The organism is Streptomyces sp. NBC_00019, from assembly GCF_045041015.1.
Taxonomy (GTDB): domain Bacteria; phylum Actinomycetota; class Actinomycetes; order Streptomycetales; family Streptomycetaceae; genus Streptomyces.
Window position 1 is genome coordinate 7,624,711 of record NZ_CP108302.1, and the last position, 12,388, is coordinate 7,637,098.

Here is a 12,388-nt window from a genome sequence, read left to right on the forward strand (position 1 = left end):
TCGCGACTTGGACCAACCCCGACCCACTGCTCCAGCTCCGGAACGACATCGCACCTCCACTCGACTTACCAGCCACCAAGACGCCACAGACCGACGCACTCCCACACCCCGACATGACCCCGGCCCGCTCTCACGACCCAGAACCCGCTCACGAGGAACAGCCTTGAACAGCACCCCCGCACCCGACGGTCCGGTCCACACACCCACCCGAGGCTCCTCCGTCACGGAGACTTCCCGGCAGCCCGAGCCCGAGCCCGGACCGACGACCGTCGCGGTCCCTCGCCCGCAGGAACGGGTTCCGGAACAGGGACGGGGTCCTCAGGAAGGGAAGACCTCCAGCTGGGGCGACGGCCCAGGTCAGGAACGGGTTCCGGGTCAGGAACGGGTCCCGGAACAGGCTCCTGGCCAGGGCAGGACCCCCGCGCCGGGAAACCGTCAGAGCGTCGACCGGCTGCGGGGTACCCCCACGGAACCCCTGGACCATCCCGACCCGCACACCGCGGCCCAGGCCGCAGCCGTGGAGAACCTCCTCCGCTGCTGGGTGCGCGAAGCCGACCTCCCCGCCCCCACCGACGGCACCCTCCGCATCCCCCTGCCCGCCAGCGGCACCGCTCTGCTGGCCCCCGTCCAGTACTGGTCCCCGACGGGCTGGCACCGCTTCGACCCTCCCTACCTGGCTGACGTTCCTCCACAGGCCCCGCCCGTCGACGCCGTCACGGTCGCGGCACTGCTCTCCAGGGAGACGCCGGGCGGAAGCCCCGACGCCCGAGCCCTGGCCGCGGTCTCCAGTCCGGCCGCCGTCACTGAGCCGGCCGCCGTCCGTGCCCTGGCAGGTCAAGCCACCTCTGCACCCCTGGACGCCACCGCCGGCACCGACCTCGTCGCCCGCGTAGCCGACTCCGTGCGCCGCACCGCCACCTTCATCGACGAGCGCAGAAGGCATCCCTCCGACGAGTCCGACCTCTTCCTCGCCGCCGAACAGGCCCTGGTGCTCGGACACCCTCTGCACCCCACTCCGAAGAGCCGTGAGGGTCTCTCCGAGGCTGAAGCACCTCTCTACTCACCTGAGTTGCGCGGTTCCTTCCCCCTCCACTGGATCGCTGTCGCTCCCGCCGTACTCGCCACCGCCTCGGCCTGGACCGAGCGCGGACGCCCCATCCCGGCGGCACAACTCACGGCACGCCTCGCCGGAACCGGACTGCCCCTGCCCGACGGCCAGGTGGCCCTGCCGCTCCACCCTTGGCAGTTGCGGGAAGTCCGGCACCACCCCGCGACCGCGGCCCTGCTCGACGCCGGACTGCTCAGGGATCTCGGAGCACACGGCTCCGCATGGCACCCCACCTCCTCCGTCCGCACCGTGTATCGCTCCGGTGCCCCCGCCATGCTCAAACTCTCGCTGGGACTGCGCATCACCAACTCCCGCCGCGAAAACCTCCGTAAGGAACTCCACCGAGGCGTCGAGGTCCACCGTCTTCTGCGCAGCGGACTCGCCAAGCACTGGCAGGCCGTTCATCCCGGCTTCGACATCGTCCGCGACCCGGCCTGGCTGGCCGTGGACGGTCCGGACGGCAACCCTGTGCCGGGACTCGACGTGATGATCCGGCACAACCCTTTGCGCCCCACGGACGACGTCTCCTGCGTCGCCGGGCTCGTCTCGCCCAGGCCCTCCCCCTGGTCGGACAGCAACACGGGCGGTGGGACGGCCGACCCGTCGGCCACGCGATCCCGTCTCGCCAACGTCGTCACGCGCCTCGCCGGCCGAACCGGTCGACCGCTGGGTGCCGTCGCCGCCGAGTGGTTCCTGCGCTATCTGGAGCAGGTCGTCCGACCGGTGCTGTGGTTCGACGCGGAGGCGGGCATCGCCCTGGAGGCGCATCAGCAGAACACGCTGGTCCACCTGGACGGCGACGGTTGGCCCGTGGGAGGCCGTTACCGGGACAACCAGGGCTACTACTTCCGAGAGTCCCGACGCGCGGAACTCGATGCCAGGCTTCCCGGAATCGGCGAGCACAGCGACACATTCGTCTCCGACGAGGTCACCGACGAGCGCTTCGCGTACTACCTCGGCATCAACAACGTCCTCGGTCTCATCGGTGCGTTCGGCTCCCAGCGACTCGCCGACGAACGGCTGCTGCTCGCCGCCTTCCGCCGTTTCCTGAGCGAGGTCGCCTCCGGACCCACCCGGCTGTACACCTCACTGCCTGCCCGCCTGCTCGACTCACCCGCTCTTCGTTGCAAGGCCAACCTCCTGACCCGGCTGCATGGCCTCGACGAACTCGTCAGCCCGGTCGACACCCAGTCCGTGTACGTCACCATCGCCAACCCCCTGCACTCGTGATCACCGCCGTGTATCGCGTCGTCGCCGGCACTCCTTCGCTCGTGATCACCGTCAACCCCCTTCATTCCTGAGGAACATGCCCCGACCCGTCTCCTGAGAGGAGCGTCGCCGTGCCTCCCACCGACGCGAGTGCCGACGCCGGTACCGCCCCCGGCACCGATTCCGCAACCTGCACCAACCCCGGCCCGGCTGACCGCCGCACCGCCTTCGGGGCCGGCCCGGGCGTCGCCGGTGCCGATCCCCTCCGGGGTGTCGACGCCGATCGAGCTTGGGGATCCGACAGCGAGGACACCCTCGATCTGCGCCTGCCCGACGAACTCCTCGCGCTCATCGCGAACGAAGCCTCCGACAGCGGTGAGAAACGACGCGGCGAGCACGGTGCGGCAGTGCCCGGCTCGGCCCCCCGGGCCCGCGGAGACCTCCTCGGTTGCGTCGCCGACTGGGGATCTGTGGCCACGCCCGTGGGGGTGTTCCACCTCGTCCCTGTCCAGGGCGAGCAAGACCTCGCACTCATCAGCCGCTGGATGAACGACCCCACCGTCGCGGAGTTCTGGCAACTGTCCGGCCCCCGGAACTTGGCGGCGGACCACGTGCACGCCCAACTCGCCGGAGATGGCCGAAGCGTCCCCTGCCTCGGTGTCCTGGACGGCACGCCGATGAGCTACTGGGAGATTTACCGGGCCGACCTCGATCCCTTGGCCCGCCACTATCCCGCCCGACCTCATGACACGGGTATCCACCTCCTCGTCGGTGAGGTCACGGACCGCGGACGAGGTCTCGGCAGCGCACTGCTCCGAGCCGTCGCCGACCTCGCGCTCGACAAGCGCCCTGCCTGCGCCCGTGTCATCGCCGAACCCGCCATGCGAAACACCCCTTCTGTCTCCGCTTTCCTGAGCGCCGGCTTCCGGTTCTCCGCCGAGGTCGACCTGCCCGACAAGCGGGCGGCCCTCATGGTCCGAGACCGATGCCTGCGCGATCTGATGTGACACAACGTCGCAACTTCGTCACTTTTGGTACACCGCTAGTGCCGACTCGGTTCCCACTCGCGCCGCACCATTTTCAAGCGGAGCGACATCGCTGTGCAGGGCCGGTGCAGGGCCTCAACCGGGGCGCCCCTGGACCAGCACTGGCCGCCTGTGCGGCTGTGCGGCTGTGCCCCCGTGCACCTGCGCGCCTTCGACCGACACCGCTCGACCGGTCGGCACCCGGCGAGTCCGCGCTCATCCAGTCCGCGCCCGACCCGGCCCGCGCTTGAGTGTCCGACGGGCCCGCGCACAGCCGACCGGCCCCGTCCGCAATTGACTGATCCGGACCGATCCTTACGTACTCCTCGCGCATCCGAACCGATCTCGCCTCCGCACAGATCAAGACCGGCCCTGAATCGCCCAATCCCGACCTCAAGCGAACCCATCCGATCCCCAGCCCCTCCCGCATCCGGCCTTGATCCCGCCCCTCGTCCCCCCTTGGCCTCTCGTTTGTCAGTGGTGGGCCGTAGGGTTGTCGCGCTATGACGAAGCCCTCACTCCCCGAACTCCTGCATGCCGCCGTCGCTGCCGTCGGCGGCACAGAGCGCCCAGGTCAGGTGACCATGGCCGAAGCCGTCGCGGAGGCGATCGACGACGGCTCCCATCTGCTGGTCCAGGCCGGCACCGGCACCGGAAAGTCGCTGGGCTATCTCGTGCCCGCGCTCGCGCACGGGGAGAGAGTCGTCGTGGCCACCGCCACCCTGGCCCTGCAGCGCCAGCTCGTGGAGCGGGACCTCCCGCGCACGGTCGACGCGCTGCACCCTCAGCTCCGCCGCCGCCCGGAGTTCGCGATGCTCAAGGGCAGATCGAACTACCTGTGTCTGCACCGCCTCCACGAGGGCGTGCCGCAGGACGAGGAAGAGGGGCTCTTCGACCAGTTCGAGGCGGCCGCGCCCACCAGCAAGCTGGGCCAGGACCTGCTGCGACTTCGTGAGTGGTCGGACGAGACGGAGAACGGCGACCGCGACGACCTCACCCCGGGCGTCTCCGACCGGGCCTGGGCCCAGGTATCGGTGTCGTCCCGGGAGTGCCTGGGTGCCACGAAGTGCGCGTACGGCGCGGAGTGCTTCGCCGAGATGGCCCGTGAGCGCGCCAAGCTCGCCGAGGTCGTCGTCACCAACCACGCGCTCCTCGCCATCGACGCCATCGAGGGCGCCCCGGTGCTCCCGCAGCACGAGGTACTCATCGTCGACGAGGCGCACGAACTGGTCTCTCGGGTCACCGGAGTCGCCACCGGTGAGCTCACCCCTGGGCAGGTCAACCGCGCGGTGCGCCGGGCGGCGAAGCTCGTCAACGAGAAGGCCGCCGACCAGCTCCAGACCGCCGCCGAGGGCTTCGAGCGGCTGATGGAACTCGCGCTGCCGGGCCGCCTGGAGGAGATCCCGGAAGACCTCGGCTACGCCCTCATGGCGCTGCGGGACGCCGCCCGGACAGTCATCTCCGCCATCGGTGCCACCCGCGACAAGTCCGTCCAGGACGAGGACTCCGTACGCAAGCAGGCTCTGGCTTCTGTCGAGAGCGTGCACGACGTGGCGGAGCGGATCACCAACGGCTCCGAGTGGGACGTCGTCTGGTACGAACGTCACGACCGCTTCGGCGCCTCCCTGCGCGTGGCCCCCATGTCCGTGTCGGGCCTGCTGAGGGAGAAGCTCTTCGCGGACCGCTCCGTCGTCCTGACTTCGGCGACCCTGAAGCTGGGCGGCGACTTCAACGGCGTCGGCGCCTCCCTGGGACTGTCCCCCGAGGGCACCGAAGGAGACGACCTCCCGCAGTGGAAGGGCGTCGACGTCGGCTCGCCCTTCGACTACCCGAAGCAGGGCATCCTCTATGTCGCCAAGCACCTCTCGCGCCCCGCGCGGGACGGCGACCGCGCGGACATGCTCGACGAGCTCACGGATCTGATCCAGGCGGCCGGCGGTCGCACTTTGGGCCTGTTCTCCTCGATGCGGGCCGCCCAGCTCGCCGCCGAGGAACTGCGGTCCCGTATCCCCGAGTTCCCGATCCTTCTCCAGGGCGAGGAGACCCTCGGTGAGCTGATCAAGAACTTCGCGGCAGACTCGAAGACATGCCTGTTCGGCACGCTGTCGCTCTGGCAGGGCGTCGACGTCCCCGGCCCCAGCTGCCAGCTGGTCGTCATGGACAAGATCCCGTTCCCGCGCCCCGACGACCCGCTCATGAGCGCCCGGCAGAAGGCGGTGGAGGACGCGGGCGGCAATGGCTTCATGGCGGTCGCCGCCACGCACGCGGCGCTGCTCATGGCACAGGGCGCCGGCCGTCTCGTACGGGCGTCGGGGGACCGAGGCGTGGTCGCCGTACTGGATCAGCGGCTCGCCACCGCGCGGTACGGGAGCTATCTGAAGGCGTCGCTGCCCGACTTCTGGTACACGACGGACCGTAACCAGGTCCGGAGGTCGCTGTCCGCGATCGACGCGGCGGCGAAGCCGGAGGAAGCGGAGTAGGAGCATGGGGTGGGTGGCCTGACCAGCGCCGGTCAGGCCACCCCACGCCCTGGGAAGACACCGGTCGCCCGGACCGCCGTAGGGCGCCCGCACAGCACTGGGCCCCGGAACCGGCGCAGAGGTCCCGGGGCCCGGTCAGAGGGCGGACCTCGAAAGGGTCCGCCCGCCGCAGCCGTCACACGCGGCGCAGAACTGCCACCACCTTGCCGAGGATGGTCGCGTCGTCGCCGGGGATCGGCTCGTACGCGGCGTTGTGCGGGAGCAGCCACACATGGCCGTCCTCGCGCTTGAAGCGCTTGACGGTGGCTTCGCCGTCGAGCATCGCGGCCACGATGTCGCCGTTCTCGGCGACGGGCTGACGGCGGACCGTGACCCAGTCGCCGTCGCAGATCGCGGCTTCGATCATGGAGTCGCCGACGACCTTCAGGACGAACAACTCGCCGTCACCGACGAGCTGTCGGGGGAGCGGGAACACGTCCTCGACGGATTCCTCGGCGAGGATCGGGCCACCGGCGGCGATACGGCCCACCAGCGGGACGTAGGACGCGGCGGGCTTGCCGGCGGTGTCCGTGGGCTGCGCGGAGGCGGCCTGGTCGGAGCCGCGCACCTCGTATGCGCGCGGGCGGTGCGGGTCGCGGCGCAGGAAGCCCTTGCGCTCCAGTGCCATCAGTTGGTGTGCGACAGAGGAGGTGCTGGAGAGGCCGACGGCCTGTCCGATCTCCCTCATCGACGGCGGGTAGCCGCGCCGCTGCACGGAGTCCCTGATGACCTCGATCACTCGGCGCTGGCGGTCGGTGAGCCCCGAGCTGTCCGCCCGGATGCCTGGCGGTCGGCCCGGCAGGGAGCGCTTGTGCCCCTCGGGATTCGTGGCTTCGTTCATCGCATGCACCGGCTCGAGTCGGCCCTGGGAGCGGTCCTGGGCAGTGATGGTGGCACTGTCTGCGGTGGTGGTCACGTCGGCCCCTCTCGATGGTCTCCCTGCTGGACAACGGTAGTTGCTTTCGAAAGGTTGCGCCAAACACACGTTCGAGTGAAAAATCGCGGATTGTCTGCCGCGATCATGTGTCTGGGTGTATGGCTAACGTGATGTCCGGCGGACAAAAGGGCCCTTTGTTGTACTCTTCACCGCCGAGGTGGGGACCTCATGGGTTGTTGCCCCAGTCTGCCATCCGGTGCTCCGGCGGCAGGGCCCCGGTCCTCATCTGCGCGGGAGCCCCACGTCCCCTCCGTGCGGTGCCCACGGTATCTCCGCATGCGCCGCAGCGGTACGCCTGTGCATGAGCGTCCCCGGCGTGGCGGCGTGGTCGTGCGGCACATGCCAATACGGGCGGGACACGCGCGTACGGCGTGTTTATGGAGCCGATCCCTACATCTAGTGCTTGGATTGCTACAGCAGCCCAGAAGTTGTGGTCCCCCGGGTCTTCGGACCCTCGGCGATCGCCTATGCTTGGGGCTGCTTCGAGGGGCCCAAGAGGCCCAGCGAGGCTATTGATTCTGCTGTGAGGAGGGTTGGGACTTCATGCACTGCCCCTTCTGCAGGCACCCCGACAGCCGCGTCGTCGACAGTCGTACGACCGATGACGGCACGTCGATCCGCAGGCGCCGCCAGTGTCCGGACTGCTCCCGTCGTTTCACGACCGTGGAGACGTGTTCGCTCATGGTGGTCAAGCGGTCCGGGGTCACCGAGCCTTTCAGTCGTACCAAGGTCATCAACGGCGTGCGCAAGGCATGCCAGGGACGACCTGTCACCGAGGACGCGCTCGCTCAACTCGGCCAACGGGTCGAGGAGGCGGTGCGGGCCACAGGAAGCGCCGAGCTGACCACCCATGACGTGGGGCTGGCCATACTCGGCCCGTTGCAGGAGCTCGACCTGGTCGCCTATCTGCGATTCGCCTCCGTCTACCGGGCGTTCGACTCGCTCGAGGACTTCGAGGCCGCCATCGTGGAGCTCAGGCAATCGGCGGGACGCCCCGTTGCGGACGACGAAGACCGCGAAGGTGCTGTCACGGGGAGCCAGGGAGACGACCGCGGGTCGGGAGAGGCCGTTCAGGTCCCCGAGCCCGCAGGCGCCGCCGACTGATCGGCGGGCCGGCCCGGTCGGAGACACCGGGGTCGGCCGGACGGCGGCGAACCAAGACCTGTTGCGGGCGGCAGCGAGAAGGTGCCCGCAACACCAGACAGAACACCGTGCCACGGGAACATCGGGGCACTTCAGGGCGTTTTAGCCCGTAGAGGGAGGCGGCATGACAGAGACGGCGAGCGGTCCGGCACGGAGTTCCCGCGCCAAGGGCACCAAGGCGACCAAGGGGCTGCGTATCGAGCGCATCCACACCACTCCCGGCGTACACCCGTACGACGAGGTGGCCTGGGAGCGCCGTGACGTCGTCATGACCAACTGGCGCGACGGCTCGGTCAACTTCGAGCAGCGTGGCGTCGAGTTCCCCGACTTCTGGTCGGTGAACGCGGTCAACATCGTCACCAGCAAGTACTTCCGCGGTGCCGTCGGCACCCCGCAGCGCGAGACCGGCCTCAGGCAACTGATCGACCGCATCGTGAAGACGTATCGGAAGGCCGGCGAGGACTACAAGTACTTCGCTTCGCCCGCCGACGCCGAGATCTTCGAGCACGAGCTGGCGTACGCCCTCCTGCACCAGATCTTCAGCTTCAACAGCCCCGTCTGGTTCAACGTCGGAACCCCGCAGCCGCAGCAGGTCTCCGCGTGCTTCATCCTGGCCGTCGACGACTCCATGGAGTCGATCCTCGACTGGTACAAGGAAGAGGGCATGATCTTCAAGGGCGGCTCCGGTGCCGGCCTGAACCTCTCCCGGATCCGCTCCTCCAAGGAACTGCTGTCCTCCGGCGGCAACGCCTCGGGTCCCGTCTCCTTCATGCGCGGTGCCGACGCCTCCGCAGGAACGATCAAGTCCGGTGGTGCCACCCGTCGCGCCGCCAAGATGGTCATCCTCGACGTCGACCACCCCGACATCGAGGACTTCATCGAGACCAAGGTGAAGGAAGAGGAGAAGATCCGCGCCCTGCGTGACGCGGGCTTCGACATGGACCTGGGCGGCGACGACATCACGTCGGTCCAGTACCAGAACGCCAACAACTCGGTCCGTGTGAACGACACGTTCATGAAGGCCGTCGAGACGGGCGGCAAGTTCGGCCTGACGTCCCGTATGACCGGCGAGGTCATCGAAGAGGTCGACGCCAAGACCCTGTTCCGCAAGATGGCCGAGGCGGCCTGGGCCTGCGCTGACCCGGGCATCCAGTACGACGACACCATCAACCACTGGCACACCTGCCCGGAGTCCGGCCGTATCAACGGCTCGAACCCCTGCAGCGAGTACATGCACCTGGACAACACGTCCTGCAACCTCGCCTCGCTGAACCTGATGAAGTTCCTCAAGGACGACGGCTTGGGCCACCAGTCCTTCGAGGTCGAGCGCTTCGCCAAGGTCGTCGAGCTCGTCATCACCGCGATGGACATCTCCATCTGCTTCGCGGACTTCCCGACGCAGAAGATCGGTGAGAACACGCGCGCGTTCCGCCAGCTCGGCATCGGCTACGCCAACCTCGGCGCCCTGCTGATGGCGACCGGCCACGCGTACGACTCGGACGGCGGCCGCGCCCTCGCCGGTGCCATCACCTCCCTGATGACCGGCACGTCGTACAAGCGTTCCGCCGAACTCGCCGCGGTCGTCGGCCCGTACGACGGCTACGCCCGCAACGCGCAGCCGCACCTGCGGGTCATGAAGCAGCACGCGGACGAGAACACCAAGGCCGTCCGCGTGGACGACCTGGACACGCCGATCTGGGCCGCCGCCACGGAGTCCTGGCAGGACGTGCTGCGTGTCGGTGAGAAGAACGGTTTCCGCAACGCCCAGGCGTCCGTCATCGCCCCGACCGGCACCATCGGTCTCGCGATGTCCTGCGACACCACCGGCCTCGAGCCCGACCTCGCACTGGTCAAGTTCAAGAAGCTGGTCGGCGGCGGCTCGATGCAGATCGTCAACGGCACCGTCCCGCAGGCCCTGCGCCGCCTGGGTTACCAGGAGGAGCAGATCGAGGCGATCGTCGCCCACATCGCCGAGAACGGCAATGTCGTCGACGCTCCGAGCCTCAAGCCCGAGCACTACGAGGTCTTCGACTGCGCGATGGGCGAGCGCTCCATCTCCGCGATGGGCCACGTCCGGATGATGGCCGCGATCCAGCCCTGGATCTCCGGCGCGCTCTCCAAGACGGTCAACCTGCCGGAGACGGCGACCGTCGAGGACGTCGAAGAGGTCTACTTCGAGGCCTGGAAGATGGGCGTCAAGGCGCTCGCCATCTACCGCGACAACTGCAAGGTCGGCCAGCCCCTCTCCGCCAAGACCAAGGAGAAGGAGAAGACCGAGGTCACGGCGAAGGCCGAGGCGACCATCCGCGAGACGGTCGAGAAGGTCGTCGAGTACCGCCCCGTCCGCAAGCGCCTCCCCAAGGGTCGTCCCGGCATCACGACGTCCTTCACGGTCGGCGGCGCCGAGGGCTACATGACCGCCAACTCCTACCCGGACGACGGTCTCGGCGAGGTCTTCCTGAAGATGTCCAAGCAGGGCTCCACCCTCGCGGGCATGATGGACGCCTTCTCCATCGCGGTGTCCGTCGGCCTCCAGTACGGCGTGCCGCTGGAGACGTACGTCTCCAAGTTCACGAACATGCGCTTCGAGCCGGCCGGTATGACGGACGACCCGGACGTGCGGATGGCGCAGTCGATCGTCGACTACATCTTCCGCCGCCTGGCGCTCGACTTCCTGCCCTTCGAGACGCGTTCCGCGCTCGGCATCCACTCCGCCGAGGAGCGTCAGCGCCACCTGGAGACCGGTTCGTACGAGCCGTCCGATGACGAGATGGACGTCGAAGGGCTGGCCCAGTCGGCTCCGCGCGCCCAAGAGCTGAAGGCCGTCGTCACCCCCAAGGCCGAGGTCGAGGCGGCCAAGCCCGCTCCGAAGCAGGCCCACACCAGTGCCGAGCTGGTGGAGATGCAGCTGGGCATTCAGGCCGACGCTCCGCTCTGCTTCTCCTGCGGTACGAAGATGCAGCGGGCCGGTTCCTGCTACATCTGCGAGGGCTGCGGCTCGACCAGCGGTTGCAGCTGAAAGTGAGCGCCGTTCAGGCGTGAAGTGACTGCCAGAGGCGGGGAGTCGGCGAAATGCCGGCTCCCCGCCCGGCTGTGAGCAAGGTGGCCATCCCCTTGTTCGAGCACGCGCTCCGCCTGCACCAACGGACGCCGCACGCACCACTTCACCGTGACGGTGAGCTATTCCCGGGCCGTGATGGTCGTCGACGTCGCCCGCATCCTCGACGAGCACTTTGCCCGTCCGGACACCGATCCCGGGGATCTGGTCGGCCGGTTCGACAACATCTACGTACCGAACCGCCCCAATGAGCAGGTCACCGCTGCGGCGGTGAGAGCGGGCGATCGGGTTCGTACGACCGGCCGTTGGCGAGCCCGAAGACGCCGTTCTGGCTGGCGGAGCGCGTGACGGACTGGGACCGGGTCCACGTGGTGGAGCCTCTGTGTGACCTTGCCGACGAGCATCCGGCCGTACGGCCCTGGCTGTTGCGCGCAGCAGCCGACGGGGACCATCTCAACGGCTACTTCGCGGGCAGGGTCGCGGTGGTGGCGGGTCTGCGCGACGCCATGACACGGCAGGCACCCGACGCCGACGTGGTGGACCACGCCGGGCGGTTGCTCCACGTCATGTGTCACTGCGCGGGCATGGGTACGACACCCGCCATCGCCGGGATGCTGGCCAGGAGCCTGGGTTCGGAGTCACAGCGAGACCCCGTCGGTCCCGTCGAGCGGTGGGCGGCGTTGCGTCGCGCCTATCTCGCGCTGCTCGACCGCGAGGACTGGTGCGAGACTGCCCGAACCGGACTCGTTGCCGGTGACGGGCAGTTGACGTGGCTCGCGAACATCACGGCGGAGCTGGAGCTCAGGGGTCTGGGCACCGGCACCCCTTGATCAGGGCCGGTGTGCCTGCCCCATGGCCCGCGTGTACCCCGAGGGGTCGTCCTCGAAGCCGTGGATGCCGGGGTGCAGCTCCCACGTTCCGGACCCGTCCCGTACGAATTCCGCGAACGTCGCCGCGGTCGCCCCGAGGACACTGCCGAAGTCGTCCTCGGTGAGCACGGTGTATCCCTCGCGGATCCGCAGCGCCGGGTTGAGCACGCCGACGAACGTCCGGTCCTCGGAGCGCTGTTGGATGACGACACCGACGACCACGCGCGCGTACCGGCTGTCGAGCCGGTTGAGCTCCAGGGTCATGACCTCGTCCCAGCCGAAGCCCTTGCCGTCCTTGCTGTCTCGGTTGAGGGTGATGGTGCCGTCGGGGGAACGGCTGTCGAAGTGCACCACATAGGCGGGATCGCCGTACGGATCCGCCTCCAGATACGTCGCGGCGACGATGTCCAGATCGGTGGCAGCGCTCCCCACCGGACTCGGATCCCACTTCAGCGAGACCTCTACCTTGCGGATCCCCTTGTTGAGGGCGTTCACCAGGTTTCCCCTTCCCCGTGTCCAC

At 68.7% G+C, this 12,388-nt stretch carries 9 protein-coding genes; 7 read left to right on the top strand and 2 right to left on the bottom strand.

Going from position 1 to position 12,388, the window contains the following annotated elements; all coding sequences use genetic code 11:
- Positions 1 to 163 precede the first annotated feature (163 nt).
- The 3 genes from OHU89_RS35990 to OHU89_RS36000 all read left to right on the top strand — a co-directional run bounded on the left by OHU89_RS35990 (position 164) and on the right by OHU89_RS36000 (position 5,822).
- Positions 164 to 2,338, top strand: a complete 2,175-nt coding sequence (locus OHU89_RS35990; protein WP_405649136.1) for an IucA/IucC family protein — start codon at positions 164 to 166, stop codon at positions 2,336 to 2,338.
- 110 nt (positions 2,339 to 2,448) lie between these two features.
- Positions 2,449 to 3,324 (top strand): GNAT family N-acetyltransferase, encoded by an 876-nt coding sequence (locus OHU89_RS35995; RefSeq protein ID WP_405649137.1) that lies wholly within the window; start codon positions 2,449 to 2,451, stop codon positions 3,322 to 3,324.
- 521 nt (positions 3,325 to 3,845) lie between these two features.
- A complete protein-coding gene (locus tag OHU89_RS36000) occupies positions 3,846 to 5,822 on the top strand; it encodes an ATP-dependent DNA helicase (RefSeq protein WP_405649138.1) in 1,977 nt (658 codons plus the stop codon).
- A gap of 175 nt (positions 5,823 to 5,997) precedes the next feature.
- Here OHU89_RS36000 and lexA read toward each other — a convergent pair whose 3' ends face one another.
- Entirely contained in the window at positions 5,998 to 6,777 is a 780-nt protein-coding gene (gene lexA, locus OHU89_RS36005) for a transcriptional repressor LexA (protein ID WP_046257039.1), read from the bottom strand.
- Between the two features lie 564 nt (positions 6,778 to 7,341).
- Here lexA and nrdR point away from each other — a divergent pair.
- The 4 genes from nrdR (at position 7,342) to OHU89_RS36025 (ending at position 11,829) form a co-directional block, all read left to right on the top strand.
- Positions 7,342 to 7,902, top strand: coding sequence for a transcriptional regulator NrdR (nrdR, locus tag OHU89_RS36010; protein WP_405649139.1), 561 nt, complete (start codon positions 7,342 to 7,344; stop codon positions 7,900 to 7,902).
- Positions 7,903 to 8,065: 163 nt separating this feature from the next.
- A complete protein-coding gene (locus tag OHU89_RS36015) occupies positions 8,066 to 10,960 on the top strand; it encodes a vitamin B12-dependent ribonucleotide reductase (protein ID WP_405649140.1) in 2,895 nt (964 codons plus the stop codon).
- Positions 10,961 to 11,110: 150 nt separating this feature from the next.
- Positions 11,111 to 11,347, top strand: a complete 237-nt coding sequence (locus OHU89_RS36020) for a hypothetical protein (RefSeq protein WP_405649141.1) — start codon at positions 11,111 to 11,113, stop codon at positions 11,345 to 11,347.
- On the top strand, positions 11,305 to 11,829 hold the full coding sequence (locus OHU89_RS36025; protein ID WP_405649142.1) for a hypothetical protein: 525 nt from the start codon (positions 11,305 to 11,307) through the stop codon (positions 11,827 to 11,829). Before OHU89_RS36020 ends, OHU89_RS36025 begins: the two co-directional genes overlap by 43 nt.
- Here the strand turns inward: OHU89_RS36025 and OHU89_RS36030 are convergent, their stop codons facing one another.
- Complete coding sequence (locus tag OHU89_RS36030; RefSeq protein ID WP_405649143.1) at positions 11,830 to 12,363, bottom strand: TerD family protein; 534 nt, start codon at positions 12,361 to 12,363, stop codon at positions 11,830 to 11,832.
- Between the last annotated feature and the right edge of the window lie 25 nt (positions 12,364 to 12,388).